The organism is Agaribacillus sp. DX54, assembly GCF_056858335.1.
Genome location: NZ_JBXEQE010000006.1, coordinates 93,938 through 119,098, shown reverse-complemented (window position 1 = coordinate 119,098; position 25,161 = coordinate 93,938). Strand labels below are relative to the sequence as shown.

20 protein-coding genes are annotated in these 25,161 nt (G+C 41.5%); 12 read left to right on the top strand and 8 right to left on the bottom strand.

What is annotated here, in order from left to right:
- Nucleotides 1-535 precede the first annotated feature (535 nt).
- On the top strand, nt 536-2,509 hold the full coding sequence (locus tag AC04NP_RS09280) for a TonB-dependent receptor plug domain-containing protein (RefSeq protein ID WP_482859345.1): 1,974 nt from the start codon (nt 536-538) through the stop codon (nt 2,507-2,509).
- Between the two features lie 60 nt (nt 2,510-2,569).
- Here the strand turns inward: AC04NP_RS09280 and AC04NP_RS09275 are convergent, their stop codons facing one another.
- Complete coding sequence (locus AC04NP_RS09275) at nt 2,570-3,235, bottom strand: LuxR C-terminal-related transcriptional regulator (protein WP_482859343.1); 666 nt, start codon at nt 3,233-3,235, stop codon at nt 2,570-2,572.
- Nucleotides 3,236-3,531: 296 nt separating this feature from the next.
- Between AC04NP_RS09275 and AC04NP_RS09270 the strand changes: the two genes are divergently transcribed.
- From AC04NP_RS09270 to AC04NP_RS09245, 6 genes are all read left to right on the top strand, one after another.
- Nucleotides 3,532-4,077, top strand: coding sequence for a hypothetical protein (locus AC04NP_RS09270; RefSeq protein WP_482859342.1), 546 nt, complete (start codon nt 3,532-3,534; stop codon nt 4,075-4,077).
- Nucleotides 4,078-4,188: 111 nt separating this feature from the next.
- Nucleotides 4,189-4,755: an RNA polymerase sigma-70 factor gene (locus AC04NP_RS09265; RefSeq protein WP_482859340.1), complete on the top strand. Its 567-nt coding sequence runs from the start codon at nt 4,189-4,191 to the stop codon at nt 4,753-4,755.
- Between the two features lie 112 nt (nt 4,756-4,867).
- Nucleotides 4,868-6,079: a FecR family protein gene (locus AC04NP_RS09260; protein ID WP_482859339.1), complete on the top strand. Its 1,212-nt coding sequence runs from the start codon at nt 4,868-4,870 to the stop codon at nt 6,077-6,079.
- 31 nt (nt 6,080-6,110) lie between these two features.
- Nucleotides 6,111-6,569, top strand: a complete 459-nt coding sequence (locus AC04NP_RS09255; protein WP_482859338.1) for a bactofilin family protein — start codon at nt 6,111-6,113, stop codon at nt 6,567-6,569.
- A complete protein-coding gene (locus AC04NP_RS09250) occupies nt 6,566-7,081 on the top strand; it encodes a hypothetical protein (RefSeq protein WP_482859336.1) in 516 nt (171 codons plus the stop codon). Before AC04NP_RS09255 ends, AC04NP_RS09250 begins: the two co-directional genes overlap by 4 nt.
- 97 nt (nt 7,082-7,178) lie before the next feature.
- Nucleotides 7,179-7,397 (top strand): hypothetical protein, encoded by a 219-nt coding sequence (locus AC04NP_RS09245; protein WP_482859335.1) that lies wholly within the window; start codon nt 7,179-7,181, stop codon nt 7,395-7,397.
- A 292-nt stretch (nt 7,398-7,689) separates the two neighbouring features.
- On the opposite strand, the gene AC04NP_RS09240 is transcribed toward AC04NP_RS09245, so the two are convergent.
- Entirely contained in the window at nt 7,690-8,997 is a 1,308-nt protein-coding gene (locus tag AC04NP_RS09240; RefSeq protein WP_482859333.1) for a sensor histidine kinase, read from the bottom strand.
- A gap of 461 nt (nt 8,998-9,458) precedes the next feature.
- Nucleotides 9,459-9,866 (bottom strand): DoxX family protein, encoded by a 408-nt coding sequence (locus AC04NP_RS09235; RefSeq protein ID WP_482859332.1) that lies wholly within the window; start codon nt 9,864-9,866, stop codon nt 9,459-9,461.
- A 988-nt stretch (nt 9,867-10,854) separates the two neighbouring features.
- Between AC04NP_RS09235 and AC04NP_RS09230 the strand changes: the two genes are divergently transcribed.
- Entirely contained in the window at nt 10,855-11,316 is a 462-nt protein-coding gene (locus AC04NP_RS09230) for a CBS domain-containing protein (RefSeq protein ID WP_482859330.1), read from the top strand.
- Nucleotides 11,317-11,352: 36 nt separating this feature from the next.
- Nucleotides 11,353-12,552 (top strand): PQQ-dependent sugar dehydrogenase, encoded by a 1,200-nt coding sequence (locus tag AC04NP_RS09225; RefSeq protein WP_482859329.1) that lies wholly within the window; start codon nt 11,353-11,355, stop codon nt 12,550-12,552.
- 622 nt (nt 12,553-13,174) lie between these two features.
- Here AC04NP_RS09225 and AC04NP_RS09220 read toward each other — a convergent pair.
- The 5 genes from AC04NP_RS09220 to AC04NP_RS09200 form a co-directional block, all read right to left on the bottom strand.
- Nucleotides 13,175-16,036 (bottom strand): FlgD immunoglobulin-like domain containing protein, encoded by a 2,862-nt coding sequence (locus AC04NP_RS09220; protein WP_482859328.1) that lies wholly within the window; start codon nt 16,034-16,036, stop codon nt 13,175-13,177.
- Between the two features lie 717 nt (nt 16,037-16,753).
- The gene (locus AC04NP_RS09215; protein ID WP_482859326.1) at nt 16,754-17,299 is read right to left on the bottom strand and encodes an NUDIX hydrolase; all 546 of its coding nucleotides are present in this window, start codon (nt 17,297-17,299) and stop codon (nt 16,754-16,756) included.
- Nucleotides 17,300-17,326: 27 nt separating this feature from the next.
- Nucleotides 17,327-17,689 (bottom strand): carboxypeptidase regulatory-like domain-containing protein, encoded by a 363-nt coding sequence (locus AC04NP_RS09210; protein WP_482859325.1) that lies wholly within the window; start codon nt 17,687-17,689, stop codon nt 17,327-17,329.
- A 228-nt stretch (nt 17,690-17,917) separates the two neighbouring features.
- Nucleotides 17,918-18,265 (bottom strand): hypothetical protein, encoded by a 348-nt coding sequence (locus AC04NP_RS09205; RefSeq protein WP_482859324.1) that lies wholly within the window; start codon nt 18,263-18,265, stop codon nt 17,918-17,920.
- Nucleotides 18,266-18,273: 8 nt separating this feature from the next.
- Entirely contained in the window at nt 18,274-20,697 is a 2,424-nt protein-coding gene (locus AC04NP_RS09200) for a penicillin acylase family protein (protein WP_482859323.1), read from the bottom strand.
- Nucleotides 20,698-21,009: 312 nt separating this feature from the next.
- Here AC04NP_RS09200 and kdsA point away from each other — a divergent pair, with 312 nt between their 5' ends.
- The 3 genes from kdsA to AC04NP_RS09185 all read left to right on the top strand — a co-directional run bounded on the left by kdsA (nt 21,010) and on the right by AC04NP_RS09185 (nt 25,092).
- On the top strand, nt 21,010-21,843 hold the full coding sequence (gene kdsA / locus AC04NP_RS09195; protein ID WP_482859322.1) for a 3-deoxy-8-phosphooctulonate synthase: 834 nt from the start codon (nt 21,010-21,012) through the stop codon (nt 21,841-21,843).
- A gap of 130 nt (nt 21,844-21,973) precedes the next feature.
- Nucleotides 21,974-22,738, top strand: coding sequence for a polysaccharide biosynthesis/export family protein (locus AC04NP_RS09190; RefSeq protein WP_482859321.1), 765 nt, complete (start codon nt 21,974-21,976; stop codon nt 22,736-22,738).
- Between the two features lie 47 nt (nt 22,739-22,785).
- Nucleotides 22,786-25,092, top strand: coding sequence for a polysaccharide biosynthesis tyrosine autokinase (locus AC04NP_RS09185; protein ID WP_482859320.1), 2,307 nt, complete (start codon nt 22,786-22,788; stop codon nt 25,090-25,092).
- Nucleotides 25,093-25,161 lie beyond the last annotated feature (69 nt).

Sequence of the window (25,161 nt, the reverse complement as noted above, 5' to 3'; positions counted from 1 at the left end):
ATTTCTTGCTAAGTATTTTTACTCAATAGTCATGGTCATCGATAGGATAAAATGGTTGGTAAAGCTATGCGTAAAAATTCATCTGATAAGGTTTTTCAATCCATATAGCCTATGCTTCCCGGAAATTTTTACTGCTAATTAATTGAAATTTACTCAAATATATTACACCCGGAAATACCGGAAGTTTTAAGTATTACGCGACGAAAGGTTTAAAGTTAACTTTGACCGGACTTTCCGGATTAGAAGGCATTTACAACTTATTGTTTGGTCATCATTGATCTTATCAGGGACATAACCAAGCCTCACAGGTATGGGTAACGGATGAGGAGGTGTAACATAAGCTACCCGCATTACCGGTAATGAAAAAGACATCAGACCTATAAAAACGGAGACCTGGTATATAGCCAGGCTGAAAAGAGAAATAAGCCATTATAGTAAGTAAAGTGTATGAGCGCCATTGACATAAAAGCCAGAGCTTGTGTGGCAGCTCCACAAAATACCTATCGAACAAAGATATAATGAATAAAACAAAACTATGAAGAAACAAATTGTACTAATTATTATTTTGCTGCTGCTCGGTAATATATCTACCTACGGGCAAACAGAAGAAGATGTGAATGATCTTTCAGAACTAAGTCTGGAAGAACTAATGAATGTAAATGTGGTAACCGCTTCCAAGTCTGAAGAAAAGATTTCGGATGCACCGGGTATAATTACCACCATTACCTCTAAAGAAATCGAACAATTTGGCGCCATAAATTTCACCGAACTTTTGGATAGGGTGGTTGGCTCACTGAATTTAAGTTCTACCTTGAATATACAAAACATTGTATCGATGCGGGGTGATGTCAGTAATGATTTTGACAGTCACATTTTGCTTTTAATCAACAGCCGTCCTTTCAGGGAAGGCCTTTTTGGTGGGGTCAATAGTCCGCTTTATTTAAGTTTACCACTTAGTATGATTGACCGGATTGAGGTAGTAAGGGGCCCTGGTTCAGTATTGTATGGTTCGAATGCCTATTCAGGTGTAGTGAATATAATTACCAAAAAAGCATCCGAAAGTGGTGGTGAGTTTGAAGGAATGGCGGGTTCCTTTGCTGGAAAGGGGGTCTCTGGGCATTACAGTTTCAAGAAAGAGGATTTGAACATAATGGCAGGCATCAAATATTTTGATGAAGAGGGCTGGGACTTTGAAGCCACAGATATCGCAGGTGTCACCAATGAAATAAAGTTTGGTGAGCAAAACCTGGGAGGTAACCTGATGATCGATTACAAGGGGTTAAGTCTGAATACCGTGCTTGCCAGCAGCGAGCAAAATTTTTTTAGTAGCAGGCCCTTATGGAGCTCTCCTGTGCCTCAAACAGAAGGCAGTATTTTGAATTTTTTCAGGGCACTGGTAGATGTTGGTTATCAACATGATTTTTCCAAGAAATTCTCATCAGGCATTAATGTAACCTACAATGGATTTACAGGAGGGGAAAAAATAGACATAGACTATAAGGCCAACGATTGGCTGGTAGAGTTAAGTAACTATTTTGATCCTGCAGATCATATCAATATTGTCGTAGGAGGCACCTATTATAACCAAAACGGAAGGTTTATACAAAACGATTTGGTATTTATTCCGGATTACACCAAGATATGGTACAGTGGCTATGCCCAGATGAGTTATAAACCAGTCAAATCCTTGAACCTGATTGCCGGTGCGCAGATCAACAAAGTCGAAGGAGTTGATGCAAACTTTGCGCCCAGATTAGGGATTATCTATCAGGTAACCGATAAACTTGGCGTCAAAGCGCTTTATGGCGAAGCTTTCAGGGCTCCTTTTGCCGTCGAAACATCAGTTATCGTGTCCGGTTTTCGAGGAAATCCTGATTTAAAACCTGAGACGTTGACGAGCATTGACGCGCAGGTATTTTTCAGGGATAAAGGGTTGGAGCTTTCTGCCACTTATTTTACTAACAGAAAGGAGGATAATATCACCAGGAATGTTACTGAAGCCGGTGAAATTGTCTATATGAATGCCAATGAAATCAAATCTTCCGGTATAGAATTTGAAGGAAAGTATATCCTTAATAAGCGCTGGTTTTTGACAGGGTCATACGCGTGGCAACAAAATGAAATTGACTTTTTCGGGACCAACATCGAAGATTTCTCCTTATTGCCCAACCATATCGTCAAGCTGGGTGTGAATTATCAACACCCCCGGGGAGTTTCTATAGGACTATTTAATACTACCGTATCGGCATTCGGGGATCTTACTGAAATCAGTGGCTTGCCGCAGCGTAATGAGATCCCGGAAGGGTTTAGCCTGCTTTCGGGAAAGCTGAATATGGATTTGAACCAATTGTTTGACCTTGCGCTGAAGCAAAAGCTCATATTGGGTGTTTATGGCACCAATTTGTTGGACGCCGATGTTTATTATCCGGACATTACCAATAGATTGATCAATAGTTTTCCGGGCAGATCAGGACGGGCTGTATATGGTTCGGTTACTGTCAGGTTTTAAAGGGAACAAAATTTTTGTTGCATGATAAGGGAAAAGATAGAGCGGAAGGTCAGCCTTCCGTTAACCCCTTATCAAAACATTGCTTTGATACACGACCTTAATCATTTCAGCCATATTTTTCACCTGCAACTTTTTCATGATATGCGCCCGGTGGTTTTGAACGGTTCTTATACTGATAGATAATTTTTGTGCCACCTGTCTGCTTTTGTATCCGTCCAGTGTCAACTTCAATATTTCCAACTCACGTTTTGATAGCCGGGCCCTTTTGGTGATTGGCTGATCGTAGGTATTCCCGCCGCTGCCTTTATCCCTGTAATGATTGATTTCCATAAGCTTGTTATCGAAGAAAAACCTGCCCATGTTGACAGCGTGTATAACATTGATTAATCGTCTGGTTGAAATATCGTCACAGATACAGCCCCCTATATTCAAGTTTTTCAAATTTCTTACGTAAAAAGGATCCCGGTATGAAGTAATTACAAGGATATTGATCTCCGGATGATTCTTTAATATCATTGAAAGTAGGCCAGGAGCTTCAATTTCGGGCGAAAACACATTAAAAAGAATGAAGTTTGGCTGATGTTGCTTAATCAATGTCAACGAACCGGGTTTCATCGGCAACATGGCTTCAACTTTAATGTATTGATCACTATGTTGCAAAAGTTTACTCAGCCCACTTCCAAAAATCTGATTATCGCTGATAATCATTAACCTTATTTGCTCCATGAATTACGTATTAAAGTATTTACTTTAGGTAAAGCTTTTTTCAGGCTGCATGGTGTGAGGCGGTTATACTAAAGTTAGAAGCCTCCGGCAATTTTTTTTTCATTTATCGATGGCTTGTTGGTTTTTGGCGTTTATTCCGTTAATAAAGTCTTTGAGTTACCTGAAAAGGCGGGATGAACCCGCTTAAACTAATTTTCAGAAATCCTTACATAAGTTATGCTTTGACTGCATACAGCATGTAGATCATTTGAATATTTAGCAAATTGACGGTGTTTAAAAATCCGACTGAGAGATCCATGGCCACACTTTATACTGTATCCAGAAATGTAACTTTTGATGAAGGGGCAATTTTATCATTAAAAAGGTTCGATACGGCTGTTAAGGACCTTTCAGAGTTAAGCAACTTTCAGGAAATCGAGGAATACCTGAGCCTTAATTATCCTGAGGGATTGTCAAGACATGGTTTTAAGTATTTGCTGGAAAAAAATAATCACCAGGACGGGCCCATTGACAATGATACAGCGATGGAAATGCTGTTTGAGATGGTTCGAATGCTTAAATTTCCACAAAAAAACTCCCGTTTTAACTCTTTTTTCGGCTTTGAGTCACTGGAAGGCGCCCGGGATTTCAGAAAAAAATCAGGAAAACCCGATGACCCTATCTACAAAATCGAATGCCAGCACTATTTCAGGATGGATATGAACTGGCTAAGATTGGGCGCTTCGCCACTCAAAGGCTTAATGTTTGCCCAGAATTACTGGAAAGGCATTCCCAGTGAAGAGCCCTATTGGGAATGTTTAATAAAATTTCCTATACAAATCGTAGAAGAAGTCGTAAATTGAGGAGGACTTTGAGTTCTTGTCCCTGGATTTCTCGCACTGAATCACAATAAATCACCTAGTTTTTCCTTCTATAAAATGTAAATATGATTTAAATCCACTGTATACAGTAAGTTGATTCCGGACAGCAGACCATTATATAGCGACGAGGACCTGCGTACTTTTCTATTACAAGATGACAGAAGAGGATTGGAAATACTCTATAAAAAATATTATGCAGGCTTATACCGGTTTGCTTATTTACTGATCAAGCGGGAAGATCTAAGTGAAGATATTGTACTGGAAGTGTTTTTTAAACTGTGGAAAATCAGACACCATTTGCCTGAAAAAATAGCCTTCAAACCTTATTTATATAAGGCTGCCAAAAATCTGGCCATCAATACGCTAAAAAAACTGCAGCAGGATCCGCTAACTTATGACTACCCTGATGACATCCCCTCGCATCAGGCAGACATTTCCCAGCTCCTGGAAGTCAGCGATCTGGAAGATAAAATCAATATCGCCATACAATTGCTGCCTCCAAAGTGCCAACTTGTGTTTAAATTAAGTCGTTATGAAGACATGACTTATCCTGAAATCGCAGATTACCTGAACATATCTGTTAAGACCGTTGAAAACCAGATGGGAAAGGCGTTGAAGAAGATCCGCGAGCACCTGAAGCCTTATCTGAGTGGAATTTAGAGTTCCGGATTTTTTGGAACCCGGAACCCAAATAACCATAAAAAAAATCCTCATCCCATAGGGGTGTCATCTTTTTTTACTGTTATAACAATAACACCAATAAAATTTGCTGATGGATATAGATTCCTACATATGGAATTTGATGGCGAAAAAGATAACCGGAACGTTATCTTTCAGGGAAAAGCAGGTGCTGAATGCCTGGATCAACCAAAACCCCGGGGGAAAAGAAATCTCTACCGAACTCGAGCAAATATGGGAACATGCCGGGCAGAAGGGGGGCATACAACATGTACCCGATGAAGAGATCGTTTGGGAAAAATTAGCACATCGAGTAAATACCTATGAACAGTCGATGGCCATGAAAGCACTTGACCGTGGAGCTGATCACAGCAAAACATACCGGAAACAAGCAACCAGAGGTAATCGGTGGGGACCAGGGAAGCTGTCTATCTCCCGGGCCCTGCCGGTCGCCTCAATGATTGCGCTTCTTGTGATCTCAACGGTTCATTTTTCAGGGTATAAGGGGGTGAACAAGGCAACCAGTTACCCTGTCATCAGCTTTTCCGAATTCAACAGGCTGCCTGAAAAAAATGTAGAAATAAGCCTATCGAGCGACTCGTTACAAGTTTACATGCTGCCTGACAAAAGCAGGGTATGGCTGAATAAAAACACCCGTATTTCCTATCCGCCTGACTTTGGTGATTCCGTAAGAAGCATATGGTTAACAGGGGAGGCTTTTTTTGAAATTCAGGAAGATCGCGACAAACCCTTCATCATTTCGGCCAATGGAAGTGAAACCAGGGTGGTTGGTACAGCATTTAATCTGAAGGCCTATGAAAAAGAGGACCCGGTGTTAACGGTAGTAAACGGTAAAGTGGAGTTTTCAGGTAATAAATCCCGAAAAGAAAAACTGGTGCTTGTCAAGGGAGAAAGAGGAACGCTTAATAGAAAAAGGGGGAGACTCATTAAAGAAAAAAATGAGGAGGATCATTTTCTGGACTGGAAACATATCCTGGTATACCGGAAAGAGATTTCTTTTCCATCCAATTACCTGAGAAATGAAGCCAGGTGGAAAAAAAGCCTCATCAATCAAACGGAAATCAGGGGCGAAATACATAACATAGCGAGCCTCGCTACCTATAAAAATGTCAAATTAAGGGTTAGCTATCATAAAAAACGAAAAAAGAAAAACCATATTATCACGGTATATAAATCATTGGGGCCTGGAGAGACAATCAGCTATAAATACCGGCTGGCCGACTGGTTTGGTAAAACACAGGACCTGCGTATAGAAGTTGTCGATGCTTCTGTGTCTAAGAATTAATGGGATTTTTAACTTATAAACCAAAACAATTATGTTTAATAACCAATTTATCCAAAACGAAGAGGTTGCTAATACCAACAATGCCATAAGTAGAGGAACCACCCTGAGAGGAAAAGTAGAAACAACCGGCTCTATCCGGATCGACGGAGAAATTATCGGTGATGTCAACACAAGAGCCAAAATAGTACTTGGTGAGTCCTCCCGGGTGGAAGGGAATATTTACGCCCAAAACGCCGACATTGGTGGAGTGGTCGAGGGAAAAGTGGAGGTGGGTGAGACATTGATCTTGAAACCCAGTTGCAGAATCCAGGGGGATATTGTTACGAATACCTTAATTGTTGAATCGGGTGCTAAATTCTCTGGCCAATGTGATATCGGGGGAAGTTTAAAGGAAATTAAACTGAAAGAAGCCCCAAAAATCCAGGATAAGAAAGTATTAGATAAAACTATGGCCGAAGAAACCAAATACAAATCAAAACTGGGTGCATGAACCGGTGTTTTCAGGGAGATGATCAGACGAATAAGGGGGTGAAAAATGCGCCGTTGGCAATGCTGTGTATTACTTTTTTGTTCTTCACGACCATTGAACTTTGTGCACAAGACAAAGAATGGGGACTTGGATTGCGTATAGGTAACCCTACCGGAATTACGGCAAAAAAATATCTGGGTACCGGCAACGCACTGGAAGTTGCCTTAGGTACCAATTTCAACAACGACGGATTTGAGTTACTCGCTCATTATCTTTTTCACTTTCCTGTGAGTGGCGCCCCGGGCCTTGACTGGTATTATGGTTTTGGAGGCCAGCTTCAAAGCCACGACCGCGGAGACAGGGACTGGGACAATGACATGGAATTGGGAGCAGATGGGGTGATCGGTTTGGAATATATATTTGCCGATGCCCCGGTTGCCCTCTTTTTGGATGGTATGCTTTTTCTGGAAATAATTGACGATCCGTTTGATTTCGATCTGGATGCAAGTATTGGTGTAAGATACGTTTTTTGATTCCGGAAATTTTTACGATTTTGATCTTTTTCACCAAAGCATTGAAAAACACTTATGTTTTAACCAAAAGAAATAACTATTAACCAATTATATAATCATGAAAAATCAACTGAAAGTTGGCAGTGTAGTAGGCATATTCAGAACAGGAATGGTAGGAGAAGTAGTGGAGATAATACATCATGAAGCTCAAACTAAATACCATGTCAAAGTGCCCAGTGAGGGTGAAACATATTCATATTCAAAACAGGATTTACATATATTCCCTGCATTAGGCCAACAAAACATCAGAAAAGAGTGGCAGGAAGGAAGACCGTGAAAAAACAGGACACACTCTCTCGTAAAACGTCTTTTGGTTCCGCAAAACCTCCGGAGTTATTTCACAGCAGACCCGGGAATTTGCCGGATAGCATTAAGTTCATTGCGAAAATTATGGTCTTTAACTTTTTTTGCTGGTCTTTCACATGAAATGTGTCGACTGCCCAGGATGCCTAATCTTCTATCGGCAGCCTGAGTTGTGGTAAAATTGACAATTGACAGTTGACAATTAATATCCTTTACCACTCCAAACAAACAATTGTCAATTGTCAATTTCAAATCAACTCATCTTCCTATGACAAATCCGGCAACTCAATTTGAAAAGACGATTCCTGATCCGGAACGGAATTCACCCTGATACTTCCCCCAAGCTTTTCCACGGTTTCCTTGACGAGATATAATCCCAGACCCGATCCTGAAATCTTTTCATTGGCCCGATAAAACATATCAAAAACCCTGTTTATGTGTTTTTTATGAATACCTTTTCCATTATCTTTTACAATGATTTTAGCCTGCTTATTCACTACAGCCACATTGATGTCTATATAGGGAGCCGGTTTTTTTTCGTCCTGGTACTTAAAAGCATTGGCAATTAAATTACTCATAATGATCTGAATACGTTTTTTGTCTGAAGTGAATTTTTCCGTTTGCTCGACGGTTAGTGAGGTTTCAATGGAAGCAAAATTTTTGTGATAACTATATTGATTCAGTATATTCTGAATGATGGGTTTAAAGTCAATCTTTTCCTCTTCAAGGGAAAGGTTGGTGTTCCGGGAATAATTGATAAGGTCCTCTATAAATTCATTGATTTTAGTCAGGCTTTTTTCTTCCAGCGACATATACTCGGCGACCTTATCCGGATCTTTTTCCTCCTTGGTTATTTTTATGAGGGTTAAAACCGAGGCGATCGGGGCGCGTAACTCGTGAGATACCACTGCCAGCAACTGATCCAGTTGGTGATTTAAGTTAAGTTGCTCCTTGTTTTTGGATTTCAACTTTTGAATAGCCTTGCTTAACCCTTTTTCGTAGTTGTTATTAACTTTATTGATGTAGTAAATAAACAAGGCAAATAAAATGGCAGATAAAGAAAGGTTAAAAACCAGCGTAACTTTTTTTTGAAAACCGTTAATATTTGTGTCGAAAAGTAGTGAATGATCGGTGATTATTGAAAGAATCAAATAACCTATTGGAATACCAAAATGTAAAATAAAATGATAAGACTTGTATCGGGTCACAAAAGAAATAGCAAATGCCACAGGCAAAAACAGAATAAAAACGCCTGCTTCATAGCCATATTTGCTGTCTGAGTAAAATATCAATGAACAAAGGGTAAAGATGGAGATGGTGACAGCGGTATTATAATATTTATTTTTATCGACAAAAAGCAGGATCACGACAAAGAGAAGCAGTGTAAATAAGGTGATAAATACTTCTTCATAAATTCCAAGAAATGCATCTACCACACTGCTGATGAACAACCCCACGATAATCAGTTTTATCAATTGGTTGACCAGTAAAATCCGTATCTTTTTATCCTTATTGGAAGCGGTCAGAACCCTGGTTCCATCAAATTTAAAGAGCTCTTTATCTGACTTAAACATTTTCAGGTGCTTAGTTCTTTCCGCCCTTCACCTAGCCTATCAAAAGTACCACGTCTGGAAAGAAAAGGTAGTTTAAAATCCATGATTCTAAACCGCCTAAATATAGATAATAACTGTGGCAATTAAAATCAGAACATCAATTACTTTTATAATGGCCATCATCTCAGTCAGCTTAGCCACCATTACAGTATAAACCCGCACAGTCCGATACTATTCTATTCCCCGCTATTGATAGCAGGCACCTGCGTGGGTGTTGCACAACTTAAGCATGTGCCACACCCGCCAGGTAAAGCATTAATTTTAAGCAATATAGTAGTTTCCCGACAGCGTAGCTTCCATCTGCAAAAAATAACAAAACTTTAGTTATATGAGCGCTCAAAAAGGGGAATGCGTAGATGGCAGCGGCTGCAATGATACATAGCTAGATGACCCTTATCTGATTGTTAAAGGCCGGTTTGTACTTACCGGTTAAATACTCCTTTATCCATTGAATATTCGCCACTGCCAGTAAAATACAAAGTAATGTACGGCAACAAATACATAATTGCAAACTCTTTTTTCGACCAGGGATCATCTACATGGATGACCAGTATTGCTACCAACATGGTGGCAATCAGTGGAATCACTGCGAGTCTGGTAAACAACCCCAGAATCAGGGCCCCGGAACAAACCACCTCTGCAAAGACTGTTAAAAAAAAACTAATATCACTACCCATCCCCAGGGGATCCGGGAAAGCGTCATAGCTATTGTGATAATTCATTAATTTTGGCAGGCCGTGTCCCAGCAACATCAATGAGCCCACAGAAACCCTCAGGACGAATATTCCAAAATTTTCATAACTATTGTACAGGAAACTTTTTGTTTTCATGGTTTGTCAATTAATACGGAGATATCGATAACTCTATGCAATTTTAAAAAGAGACTATGCTAAAATATGCAGCCCGCAGAAGTCATGTTTTCAAGACCTCCGCTAAGCTTGCTTGATTTTAATATTTGGCTTTGATTCAGTAGCTATATGCTGTCAATGCTAACATCAGGCCTGATGTGGTGATTTAATAGGTATAAGCATTTGGTGTTATGCCCCTGATCATACAAACGCACCTGACATTTTCTTTATTTTTTAGTTTATAATTATTTTCATTGTTTATTGTTGGATCCCGTTTCCCGCGACTGCTTCTGCAAATTTATTCCATCATATATTTAATTCCGGGAAGATTAATAAAAGTACGCACAATTTATATTGTCGATACAGATTATTGAACACTTAGTTTACCGAGAAAATGTCATAAATCAGCAAGTAATTGGGCTATCTGACCGATTAAAAACAAATATAAAGATATTATGCATTTACTTTGAGTCAGATATTTAAAAAAAACAAAAGGTTTTGATAAGGCAGCTAAGGGTTCAAAATTTAAACTCAGGTTGATTTCGAAAGATAGTTTTTAAATATCCGAAGTTCTCATTGTGTTTTAAGTATTTAGATTTCTTCCCCACTAAATAAGCAAATTAGTTAATTTACTCTTTTCATGGTAAATTAGATGTTTGAGTATTATTTCTGGTTAAAAATTGAATTTTTTTTAAGGTTGTTTAAGAAGCGGAGGTAGTGGGGTGAGGAAAAATCTAATTAATCGTTGAATTAGTTGGATTGGTTGTTTATAACCGGTTAATTAATTTCGTTTCCCAATAACCCTGCATAAAGCCATTTATGTCAGGGTTATTCGGTTTATGGGGCTTTGTATTTTGCGATCCTGCGGATGCATTGTTTTTTGGATAAATCAAGGAAATTTTGTATATTTTATAACTTTAGGTAACAGCTTTTAATAGTTAGCCAAAATACGTGCATAAACACTATAGTTATGAATTTTACTCCCAGAAAAGCGGAAGGCACTGACACGCCTAAGTCGATGGCCTTCCCAGAGGTAGGTCAATACATGGCAACGGATGAGATTACTTTACAACCGGGACTAACCATCAACGAGGCGGTGGATATATTGTTGAACTTTAAAGTCACCGGTGTACCTGTGTTGGATGAGGAAAGAAAAATTGTGGGTATGATCACTGAAAAAGACTGCCTCAGACTGATTGTGGACAGTGCCTATAATAACCTTCCTTACGAGGATAAAACCGTATCCGATTATATGTCACCGGTAGTAAAGACGATTTCCCTTGACAGCGATATTCTGGATGTGGCCAATGAATTTCTAACCACAAACTTCAGAAAATTCCCGGTGGTGAATGAACACGGCAGACTGGTAGGGCAGGTGAGTAGAAGAGATATTCTGAAAGCCATCCGGGATATGAAAAACACGACCTGGTAGATGATATTTTTGTAAATCGGAAAGTAAATCCGCTTAATGTCATTATATTTATGGGTGTTAACTACCATCCCAACTACGAATAACATGAACCACGGATTTACCAAAGTCATTTCATTCCTGATCATTATCCTTGTTTCCCACAACTTTTCATGTGTAAATGCCAGTGATGGTGATAAAAAAGGAAAGAAAGCCGCCCGGAACCTCGACAGCATTAAACTGCCGGAGGGTTTCAAGATAAGTATTTACGCATCGGATGTAACCGACGCACGGTCTATTTGCCTGTCACCGTCCGGTACTTTGTTTGTAGGCAACAGAAGCAAAGATAAGGTTTATGCCCTGCAGGATACGGACGGGGACTTTAAAGTGGATAAAAAATATACCATTGCCACTGATCTGACGATGCCCAACGGTGTGGCTTTCCTGGATGGAGATTTATACGTAGCTGAAGTAAACAGGATACTTCGATACGATGACATAGAGTCTCGGTTGAACAATCCACCGGAACCGGTTGTGATTTACGGGAAGTACCCTGATAAAAGACACCATGGCTGGAAATATATTGCATTTGGCCCTGATGATAAGCTGTATGTTCCGGTGGGTGCCCCCTGTAATATCTGTGAATCGAAAGATGAGGTATTTGCCACAATAACCAGGATGAATCCGGATGGGTCGGGCATGGAGATTTTTGCGCAGGGCGTGAGAAATTCTGTGGGATTTACCTGGCATCCCGAAACCTTCGAATTGTGGTTTACTGATAATGGCCGCGATATGCTGGGTGATGATGTGCCTCCCTGTGAATTAAACTACGCTCCAAGAAAAGGAATGCATTTTGGATATCCGTACTGCCATGGTGGCACGATCGAAGATCCTGAATTCGGTCATAAGTATTCCTGTGAGGATTTTGCCCGCCCCGCCCAAAATCTGGGTCCGCATGTAGCTCCCCTGGGCCTCAAGTTTTATACCGGCGATATGTTTCCGCCCTCCTATCGCAATCAACTGTTTATCGCCGAACACGGTAGCTGGAACCGGTCAAAAAAGATTGGTTATAGAATTACCCTGGTAAAAATGGAAAACGGAAAGGCACAGGGTTACGAAACTTTCGCCGAAGGTTGGCTGGACCATGATGCCCAGGAAGCCTGGGGCCGGCCCGTAGATTTGCTGGTTATGCCCGATGGCTCGATGTTGGTATCTGATGATAAATCGGGAGTTATCTATCGAATCACCTACGAAAGCTAAAAAATCAAATGTAAGTTTTGGCAGATAGAGGTTGCTATTCAGTTATCTTTTTGTAATTGATTTGTCATAAAAGATGCCAGCGCTTTCCTCCGTCAGTTGCGCTTTCCCAATCCCAGATCATTTTATCATCCTGAAAACGATGTAAGACCATTCTTTGCATGACTTTTTTCCCATTACTCTGATTTTAAAGATTTTTTATCACCATTAATTTCTCCCGTAAAGTCGAAATACCCACCCGGATTATCTGCCCACGCCTGGTGCCAGCTTTTGCCATCTTCCCAGCTTAAATCTCCATTTGCCTACCCGAAAATCAAAGGCAGAAAAGAGACCGGCTTCCCGCGCATTGGCCATTGCAGCATAAAGGATGATAAAAGGGATAATAACATGTTTTTCCGTGACCTGCTGTTTTGATAATTTGGCTCAAATCTCGTGAATCTTCACAGGTTAGCAGTCAAATCCTATATTATTTTACCCAGTAAGCATAACAAAAAATCCACCATTAACAACCCAAAGCATAATCACAAAACTAATGCTCCCTACATTGCTAACTGTCAACTATTCATTGCCAATTGTCCATTAAAAACTGTCCATTGTCAATTAAAAATATCTACACCCCCCACTTCTACCTGATCAAAATTAACTTTCTGGTAATAGACTCATCCGTAAAAGTATTAACCCCATAATCCAGCTTATAATAATAAATCCCTGCCCTCATGTCCACACCGTTACCATCTTTACCGTCCCAGATTACTTCATTTTCACCTTCAAATTGGGTTGTTAGCAGTATGGTTCTGACCCGTTTGCCCTGGCTGTCAAAAATTCTGATTCTGGCGGTGCTTTGTTGCGGCAAAGTAAATCTTATTGTGGTAAAGTCGCTAAATGGGTTCGGAAAGTTTTGGGCCAGGGAAAACACTTCATCGGTGGTCTCACTGGGTAGAGGCAAGACATTGTCAAAAGTTTTAGTATATACACCGTTTCCGTGGGTAGCCACGGCCACCCAGCCGTCGGCATGACGGTATTGAACCATCGGTACAACCACATTGCCTATGATATCAGGTCCCTCCTGTGCCCAGACCGTATTCATGCCATCCAGGTTATCAGCGGAATACAAACCAGTGCTGGTCCCAGCCAGGTATAAATACGCATTATTGGTTTTGGGAATAATTTTAGCCCACCTTACCGAAGGGCCACCCCCTGTTCCATCGCGGCGTTCTTCGAGATTGCCGCTTACAGGCTCATAGGTCAGGCCACCATCCTGCGAAAGATACATACTTTGTACATTATAATTGGAAAAAACAATCAGGATATTGTCTGCATTGCTTGGGTCGATATCGATACACGAGACATAGGCATTGTCGGGAAATGAGCTTGAAGTTACATTGTCTATCTGCGGAGCATAGGTGTCAGGGTTGCTAACTTTAAACACAGATCCTGTGGAGGTGCCGTAAAAAAGGATATTTCCCGGGGTTCTGGAAATGGCCAGACTGGTAATTTGACCGGTCAAAACCCTGGTTTCCGGCAGGTCGAACCAGTTAATGGTGGTAGAGTCAGTAGTACCTGAAATCTGGGTGACGTTACCGTTTCTCCAGATACGGTCGCCCCCGGCATAGTACATTCTGCTGTTGTTGCCCGGATCCAGGATAAAGGGGTTGATGAACAAAAGCCTCTGGTTTTCTGCCTTGCCGGCCAATGCAGGATCAATTCTTGCAACTGGTATTAATCCCTCTCCACTCAGGAAAAATCTGATGGTCCGGCCATTTTGGGAGCTTAGATAAACATTAGCACCATTATGTCCTATCGCGGCAAATCCTCCGTCACCACCCAGTAACCTGCTCCACTCCCCTCTGGGATCGGCCGAAAATGTCAGATGGGAACCATTGTCCTGCATTCCCCCGACAATTGTGTTATCGCCTGCCGGTTCATTAATGGCCAGGGTATAAAACTGTGTGGTTATATAACCATTGTTCAGGCTCGTCCAGTTTACTTGTGGGGCCAGGATATCATTGGTAATGCTGATACCACCGTCGTGACTGGTAATCGATACGTCGGAATTAGAAGGTAGAAACAACATATTGTGCTGGTCGGGATGTTGACCAGGGTAATTTGATATATCATTTACAGGGCTGTATCCACCGATCCAGGAGGTATTGGCGGTGGTGGAAAAGCCATCGGTGGAACGGTATAAATTAGTGCCTCCCAGGAAAACGATGTCTTCATTTTCAGGGTGAATTTTAACCATCATATTATAAGACCCCTGGGAGTTGTAATTGCCCACGGGACCACCGAACATCGGTATGTTATCGGTTAAATCCACCCACCTGCCGCCAAACCCGGAACCGTCTCCAAACAAATAAGTGTATCTCCAGAGGTCATTCGGATTACTGGATACCAGAAAATAAACTACATTCGGATTGGATGGAGAGATACCGATAACTGCCCGGTCAAAAATATCCGGAAAGTTACGGGGCGTAATTTTGGTCCAGTTCTGACCATCTTCAGAGCGATAGATACCCTTGAATTCCGAGGTTTCATCAGAGCTTGCTGCCGATTCACTCAGGGTAGCATAGAAGGTGCCATCTTCACCCTGGGCTACATCTGTAAACAATGAGCTGGCATTGGTGGCTTCACCGATTACATATTCCCAACTGTTTCCACCATCTGTCGATCGCTGTACACCACCGAAGGTAGCGGCCAGCACCTCGTCTTCATCATTGTTGTGGGGATTGGTAATAACATTCCATACAAATTGGAAAGGGTTGGTAAAGTTATTGGGTTCGCCCTGGGAGGTGGAGGGTAACAAAGTCCAGTCCAAACCGCCATTGGTGGATTTAAAAATACCGTCCCCACGGTAAGTGGCCCCCCCGCCACCACGGGCTGAATTTCCGGACAATTCACCGGTTCCGTAATACCATATATCTTCCTTTCCGGGCCTGATATCCTGGGCAACCGCCGTCACACTATGCAATGCTTCGGCCCTCGTGACTTTATCCCAGGTCGAACCGGCATCTGTTGACCGCCACATTCCTCCTGAAGTTCCCCCGGCGATAATAATGTTTTCATCAGTGACATCCAATGCCAGGGCCCTTGTTCTGCCACCCAAAAAAAACGGGCCGTTGGCCGTCCATTCCGTTTTCGATATTTCGTAGGTTTTCTTTTGTCTGGCATTCCTTTTCGACCCACCCCTGGCCGGAATATTTTCCGCAAAATACCGCTCCCTGCTACGGATTCCCCGAGGTATTGTACCCGACTTCGGATCTACCAGCATCCTGGTTTCATAGGCAATTCTTGCCTCAATATTTTCCTTTACCCCAATGGCACTTTTTTGCTCAATCTCCGCCAAATCCAGTGCCTGAATATCGGGTAAATCGATTTTTTCCTGTTGTGCCGGTTGATGCTGAAAAAAATAAAATAAAACATAGAGAGGAATAAAAAGAAGGGTGGTTATCAGTATATCCTTGTATATAATTTTTTTGTTGAAGTTCATGGGCTAAACAAGTTACAGACCAAATCGAGTCTAAAAATAGGTATTAGTACCCTATTTATACACTTACCGGGTTATATAATGCTACAAACATTTTTATAATTTCAGTTAACTGGCTAAAATATCTGCCTGATGCAGGCTTTTTTCAGTAAAGGATCATTTGAAAGGAGCCTTTGTGCAAATCAAATTGTTTTTCGTTGATTAACCCAGCGTTTACTTACATTTATTATATGGAAGTTCTGTCATATATTCCGGCAAGGGCCGGTTATACAAGAAGACATGGCAGCAGGCGGACTCCACCGCGGTGGCAAGCTTCGGTGCGTTGATGTTAACTTTTGCTAAAGCCTTAAACAATCCTGTCTAAACTGTTGCCACTCAATTTTTTATTGATTACTAACAGGTAACTACGCTAAATCTTGCCGCAGCTTTCGGCCTTTTTTGTTTTCCCGGAGATCTTTAAAACCGCTTGATCATTGGGTGCATTATTTACTTTCTTGAAACTTACCTGAGATAGTAAAAACCATTTTTTGGCATGAGGATTAACATTTTATGTTGCACATTTGTACCGGAATGGTCGAGAAAATCGATTGTGTTAAACAGGTGTTTCTTTTGGTTATCATTTAGCAGGGTAAGAAATTTCAAATGTTAGACAGGCCCGGAACCCTCTGTTTTGTATGGGGGTTTTTTTATTTCCTCTTGCTGAAGTCTTTAACTGCATACTTATGGCATCTGCTGTGTTTTTTCAGCCATTCTGAGAATAGAATGGTTATGACGCGTATAGGTTGAAAGGGCCGAAAATGGTATCCATTTCAACTGTTTTGATTCATTACTGAGAACCAGGGGCTCCTTATCATCCGCTTTAAAAATGTACCTGATATCATAGTGATAATGACTCTCTTCCTTCGCATTCGCCGGTATGAGGTGTATGTCAATGTCAAAAATCTGCTGGTTTACGAGCGTCAGGCTCGATAGCCCCGTCTCTTCTTTTGCCTCTCTTGCCGATACCTTCAAAATATTCTCATCTCCATCTGCGTGCCCGCCGGGCTGCAGCCACCTGTTTAGTTGCTTATGGTGTGTAAGCAGGGCTTTGTCTTTTGCCTTGTTAACGATCCACGACGAACCGGTTATGTGTCCGGTTTTCGAGGTTCTTTTAAAACAATCAGGCTCATCATTTAACAAGGTTAAAAAGTCATGAATAAATTTTTTTTCCTCCGGATAAGAAGTTTGATAGGCTATAAGGCTTGTAATCAGGTCATTTCTAGCCATAGCAGGTGAAATAATTTGATGATCCGGTTATTCGATGATGATATTTACCTTGTTGACACGGCCTTCCTGCAGGGTATCGGTCTGTACGCCTGCTCCGTAATTGTTTTTATCCCCTTTTTCCGCGTTGACAAAATACACCTTGGGCGCTAGTCCCTTAAAGATTACACGGCCTCTTTTATCGGTCATTTTGCCTTCCATGACAGCATTTTCTTCCTTTTTGTAATCCTCATTATTACCGTAAAGTGTTACCATCACCTCGGTTTCTGTATTTCCCAGCTCATTTAAAACGTTTATTCTCAGTGAAGTAGGCAGCAACTGGTCAGATGTCAGTGTAAATGAAAATAAAAAAAAGACAGCGATGATAAGTGTTATCTGTGTATATTTCTTCATAACATATCTGTAAATTATAGATAGCTTAAACAATATGCTAATGTACAAATTATTGTGTTTGCCTGACAGGATTATAGCAACTTTATAGAGGATATTTATTAAACTATCTGCACTGTAGTGTTTCTATCTATCAGTAAAGTCACCTTATACGAGCTGTTGCAATCAAATTACCGCATAATGATATCTTGGCCCCACTCTTTTCCGAAAGCTGTTGGACAAGGTACGGATTCATGGTTTAAGGGTTTTTCTTAAAAAATGTCCGCTGAGTGCTCCAAAGCCACCAACGATACCTCCGGTTAGTCCGGTAACCAGGATTATAACATATGCTTTCCCGACATTGAATAAGACAGCGATTTTTTGCGTCAATATGCTGTCAGTCTCCAAATCGATCCACCAGGCCATTGCCATCCATAGCAGGCCTACTCCCAGAAATCCAGCCATAAAATCTGAAAACCCTGATGATTTGATAGATGTAGCTACCAAAAATGCCACCGGTGCTATTACCCACCACGGCAAGAATTGTTGCATAAAAAACGAAAGGCCAGCAATCAAAATGACTTTAAGGCTCAACTTCATGGGTTGTGTTATTGTAAGGTTTGTGTATAAAATAAGGCATTGTTTTTTTCGTCGGCATGCTTCATAAACAGCAAACGGTGGTATCTCCCTTTGGCCCAAACCGGGATAAAGTTACTGTAATAGGGGCTTCCGGGGTTGCCGGATTGCCCACCCGGATATATGGCCCAGGCTTTGACCTCATCACCCAGCTCGGTCACCATCTTCCACGAAGGGCCGTGCCTTCCTCTCGTGGCATTGACAATGTTTTTGCCTCCTCCGGTAATGATTCCTTTTTCACTGAAAGCGGCCAGTTGGGGAACCAGGTGATTCACCGAAGTATATTTATAATTCCCCCAGTTTAACTCCCTGTTGGACGTTTCTTTCCATGCTTCAAGTTCTGAAACCGCTGTCAGGTAGCTTTGGGTTACAACATCCTGTAAGCTTTCTATCTCCGGTGTTTCCTTAATATCGGCATAGTTTTGGACGGTGTCATGGCGCATTAAATAAATGGTTTGCGGCGTACTGGGCGTTCTTAATAGCAGGCTGTCGGCATCGAATTCGTCCCAAAACGTCTTAAAAAATTGCGACCACCATAAGTTAAACACTGCCGGTGCTACTAACTCCGGTTCATTGTAAAAATCCCACGACTCCAGCGATTCCAGATGATCCTGCGCCGGTGACGGCAGGTTTTCCCTGTTAAGATAGCTGAGTAATACGGGCAGGCTTTCAGACGCTTTCATATTAAAGTTGTCGTTTTGCAAGGCCTGCATATCGGCGGGTGTTATGTGGTCCATCTCTTCAAGGCGTTGATTAATCCGGCGGTTACGGTAATGTTCGTAGTTACCATCATACACAAAATAGGGGTAAGTGCTGTCGACAGGAAACTGATTGGCTGAACTGACAAATCCTCTTGGAGGATTGAGTATACGGGCATTATGTTCTGGGGGAATAAAATCCTGCCAATCGTTTTGAGGCAGCGTACCATCCATCAAAAACTGGCCTTGTCCTTTTCTTTTCAAAGGAAATTTGCCCTGTACGCGTATGGCAATATCGCCGTTGGCACAGGCAAAGGCAAAGTTTTGAGCCGGGCAGGCAAAATGATCCATTGCTTCGTTAAATTCCCTGTAGTTTTTTGCCCGGTTTAACAGATAAAAACTTAAAGCTTCGTTAGAGCCATCGTGAGCCACCCATCTTAACGCATAATTTTGCTTTTTATTCTCAGGCATAAATTGCTCGTCATAAACTACCGGTCCATGATGTGTATATATTACGGTATCGATGAAAGGTGGCTGATTTCTTATAAAGACTGTATCAATCACTTTTCGTGCAGGCTTCCATTGTCCGTCATGGAAGTATTCATTTTTTTCGGGGGTTCTGAATTTTATTTTATACCAATCCCGCACGTCCCGCCGGCTGTTGGTCAGCGACCATGCGATTGAGTCATTGAAACCAATAATCACCCCCATGGCACCCGGCAGGCTTACACCCATTACGTTCATATCAGGGCTATGCAATTGAATGGCAAACCAGATAGACGGCAAATTTAACCCTAAATGTGGGTCACCGGCCAGTATAGGGTTTCCGCTGGCAGTCTTTTTACCGGATACCGCCCAATTATTGCTTCCGTTATCCGGGTCGGGCATTTCAATAATGGCGGAAGTGATGTCCTCCGGCACGGACAGGGAATCATCTTTTGTCTTCAGAGGGCTGAAATTCCAGGGTGTACCTTTCGGTATAACAGGGTCGATACCCCTGTCGCGAACAGGAAACAGAAAATCATAGGCTTCCTTTCCTATGATATTCAGCGTGTTAGTGCTTTTCAGATCATAGTCCCTGCCGGCCAGATTGTTAGCCATATACTTTAATAACAAGGAGGTTTTTTTGGCGGTCCATTTTTCAGGGCGGTAGTTAAAAAGCTTGTACTCGATAGGCAGTGTCTTTGTATCCAGAGCGTTGATAAAGGCATTCACTCCTTCTGCGTAAGCCTCGATCGCAGCCTTTGATAAAGGATGACTTGTCGCTACCTTTAATGAATTATCGGCGCCGTATTCAAGGCCTATTCTTCTATGCAACCTGTCTAACCTTAAAACCTGGGAATTTTTCCCAAAGATTTCAGATAACCTTCCCGCCGCAAAATGCGTCTGAAACTCCATTTGCCATAGCCTGTGGCTAGCAGTGACAAAACCCTGTGCAAAAAAGAGGTCGTGATCATTCCGGGCGAAAATATGGGGGATCATCAGGCTGTCATAGATTACCCTTACTTCAGCCTCCAGCCCACCTGTTTCCAATAAATGATCCTGATAACTGTTTGTGGTTGCTGCATTTTGCCAGAATCCGGAAAAAGGATCGAAAAATTTTCCCAGAGGAGGTACAGGCCCCAGCTTTATATTCAGAGCAACCACCAAAGATAAAGTGAAGGCCAGTAGCAATAACATGGAGATCAGATGCTTCATCCGGATTTAAATGGTATTGGGTGTCATTGTTTATTCATTAGATATTTCTATACTGTAATATATCATTTTAAACCGAATAACAAAAAGCATTACCATGGTCATCGTGTGACTCCAGGTCATATCACGACTTCAGCGTAATCACTTCAACGTAATTTCACCGGCATTCAAAACATTAAAATAGTTAAAAACCTCCCTAACTCACCAAAGGTTACCTTCATATCAATGCCCCTATTGAAGAAAAATAAACCAATGAGTTTTTGATTTGATAAAAATGATTAGGAAGTTTGAGTAATAAAACAGGAAAGTTAGTATATGCAAAAATTCTTGGCTCCCATCCATCTTACAGAAGACCTGGTGTTAGGTGGTAATAATTTAGTGCTGCTTGCCGGACCCTGTGCGGTGGAAAATCAGGAAATCTGCCTGGAAATCGCCACGAAGGTAAAGCAGGTTACGGATGAATTAGGTATTTCCTATATATTTAAAGCCTCTTTTGATAAAGCCAACCGCACTTCTTCAGGCTCATTCCGGGGCCTGGGCTTTGATGAAGCCATGTCGATTTTGCAGGCAGTAAAAGAGCAGGTAGGGGTACCGCTGGTAACAGATGTACATGAGTCACATCAGGTAAGTGCTGTGGCTGAGGTGGTAGATGTTTTACAGATTCCGGCTTTTCTCTGCAGACAGACCGATTTGCTGGTTGCCGCAGGAAAATCAGGAAAAGCAATAAATATAAAAAGAGGTCAGTTCATGGCACCTGAAGATATGCAATATGCCCTGGAGAAAATCCGTTATACGGGCAACCAAAATGCATGTCTGACGGAGCGGGGAGTGACCTTTGGTTATCACAATCTGGTAGTGGACATGAGGTCATTGCCTGTTATGAGACAATTTTCGCCCGTCATCTTTGATGTGACTCATAGTGTTCAGCAACCCGGAGGGGCCGGTGGAGCTTCCGGAGGGCAAAGAGCGTTTGCCCCCTATCTGGCCCGGGCGGCGGCCGCCGCCGGGGTGGACGGGTTTTTCATTGAAACCCATCCCGAACCTTCAAAGGCTTTAAGCGACGGGCCAAATATGGTGCCCTTAAAAGACATGCCGGATTTCCTGAAAATGATCCGGGAAGTATGGGAAATAGGGAAGTCATATAGTTAATAATCAGGGAATTTGCAAAATGTTAATTTTTAATCTTATTATTAGTTCATGTTCTTAAAGTTTTTATATTTGCTTTTTGGAAAAAAGAAATTTTTATTTGTACATTTTTAACAATCCCTTAATATTCAATATGAGAATCAAATTACTATTATTGTTTTTTATAATAGGTGCCGACTCCTGTGTCCCAATCAAAGAGCGTCAATACCTGCAGGGCGATCGATTAGTGGAACTGGATTATCAAACAAAATATGTAGAATATAGATTGAAGTCTGAAGACATTTTGCAAATAAAGGTTTTTACAACCACGGTAGCCGAGTTTAACTGGTTTGCCCAGGCTCAGACACAGCTTGAGGGGGGCGGTGATCCATTGCTATCCGGATTTATCATTGACGAACAGGGTAATATCGAATTGCCGGTAATAGGTGATGTCAAAATTAATGGATTAACCCTTAGCGAAGCGCAAAAAAAGATAAGCAATCTGCTGCAACAGGGCGGGTTGGAGTCGCCCAAAGTAGTGATTAAGATATTGAGTTTTCAATATACAGTATTGGGAGAAGTGAGGGCTCCGGGTACGTTCAATAATTATACCGGGAAGATAAATATTTTAGAGGCACTGGCAAATGCCGGGGATTTTTCAGATTTTGCAGATCGTAAAAATGTCAAAATAGTCAGGTATGAAAATAATATAGCCCGTGTCTTGTATGTAAACGTACTGGACCGGGATATTTTAAGTAATCCTTATTTTTACATACAACCGAATGATCAGATCATCGTTGATCCTGTAAAAGCGGTTAATGCCAGAACTGGCCAGCAAAACATAGCTGTTAGTTTGAGTATTCTTGCTTCTGTGGCCAGTATTGCTTTATTAGTGGACAGACTGATAAACGATAACTAAATTATTCAAGATACAAAGTATTTAGTAATTAATTAAACGTGCAGGTCGTGAATAGTAATTTGAATAATAAGAAGGATAACTTTTCCGATATCAGGAAGATCCTGATGAAGGCAATCAGAAACTGGTATTTTTTCCTGGGAGTACTTTTGATTGCTTTTGCTATCGCCTATTTTGCCAACAAGTATACCAGGCCCGTTTACCGCGTTGAGTCAAAGATCCTGGTCAAAAGCAGGACCGGTGCCAATGCAGCAAGCTTTCTCTACGGAACCGATATCTCCAGCGATATGGTTACCGAAGGAGTAGAGTCCTTCGTATTGAAATCCTATCCGATTATCTACAAAACGATCAATGAATTAAACTTTACCCATTCATTTACCATTGAAGATGAGATAGGACCCAAACAAGCCTACGGATGGGAACCTGCCATCATGCAAATTGACTCTGCCATGGAGGTCAAAAACTATGGCAAATCTTATCAATTCATTGTCAATGACAAAGATCATTTCAAGTTTTTTTCGAAGGATGACCCGGGTAATGCTTCCACATTGTATGAATTTGGCCAGACAGTCGACTACCGGGGCTTGACTTTCAGGGCCATCAAAAAAAGAGATTACGATTATAGTTCCATTATTAATCAGGAATTCACCTTTTCCCTGTGGCACCCACATTATGTTACCATGGAATACACGAATAAACTGAATGTCATTCCAGGTACTGACGGCTCTACCATAGACCTTGCATTGATTGGTACCATACCACGCAAGGAAATTGATTTTATTACCAAATTGATTGATGTCTATATCGATGAAGAACTGAAACGAAAAAACGAGCAGGCTACCAAAACCATCAACTTTATCAGCCGGGAACTAAAGAGGATTACTGATTCCCTTAACCTGATTGAAACAAGAAAGGTGAGTATCAGGCAACAAAGTTCCGCGCAATTGAGTCAAAGTGCCGTACAATTATATAACCGGCTCGATGACGCTGAGTTGCAAAGTGAACAGTATGAAAACAAGCTTGCTATCTACAACCAATTATTGAGTACCATCAATTCTTCCTATAATTTTGACGACTTGTCGGGATTAGCGGCTATAGGTATTGACGATTCGGGATTAAAAAAATTGATTGATGATTTGGTTACTGAGCAGGAAAGAATTGATCAGGCAGAACAGGGCACAGGCCAAAACACCAACAACCCTTACATTAAGCGAGCAAGAGATAATGTGGAAAGACTAAAAACAAGTATTTCCGAAAGTGTAAACAACCTGGTCGCTGCAACCCGGCAAAATAAAAACAGGCTGGACAGCCGGGCAAATAGTATAAGGAGGGAAATTTATGCGGCCCCCGGCGCTCAACAGTCCCTGGTGAACATTGAAAGGCTCAATCTTATTAGCGAAAATCTTTACATTCTCTATAATACAAAAAAGGCGGAAGCGGAAGTAGCCAAGGCTTCGGCATCTACAGATATCCAGGTTATCGACCCACCTATGCAGATTGGAGGAGCAGAGAAAAGTGATAAGAGAAATTACCTGATCGCCTTCTTTCTGGGCATAACCTTACCGTTGGGCTTTATTGTGAGTAAGGATTTCCTGAGTAACAAGGTGGCTGAAAAAGAAGATATCGAAAGAAATACAAATATTCCGATATTAGGTCAAATATGGCGTTACGTGAAGGGTAAAAGCATGTTGGTGGTCCATAATAACCCCAAATCGGTTGTCGCAGAATCCTTTCGTTCGGTGCGATCGAACCTTAATTTTTTTACTTCGGATGTGGATCAGAAGATCTTTGTCCTTACCTCCAGTGTGAGTGGTGAGGGAAAAACTTTCTCTTCTATTAACCTCGCCACCGTGTTTGCATTTTCCAGCAAAAAGGTGGTGCTGATGGGTGCCGATCTTAGAAGACCTAAAATATTTGGTGACTTTGGCCTTAAGAATGATGTGGGACTTAGTAACTTTTTAGCGGGGTCGGCCTTTAAATCAGAGATTATCCAGTCGACAGAGATACCTTATCTTGACATAATCAGCAGTGGGCCCGTACCGCCTAATCCGTCAGAACTTTTAATGAATAATAAAATGGGGGAACTTGTTAATGATTTGAAGAAGGATTATGACTATATTCTGATTGACACCGCTCCCTTGGGCTTAGTGACTGACGCCTTTATTTTGATGAATTATGCCCATCACACTATTTTCCTTGTCCGCCAGAATAATACCCCCCTGGAGGCTATTAAAAATGTGCAGGAACTCTATGAAAGCGGAAAATTGAAAAATGTAAGTATTTTGTTCAACGATGTCAAGGACCAGAGTAACAACTATGGTTACGGCTATGGTTATTATCAGGACAAGGGCAAATAGTACTTTTTTTTCTGCATGTAACTTTTCCTGATGCTGAGTATTGAACAATAAACATAGGTGGGCTAATTT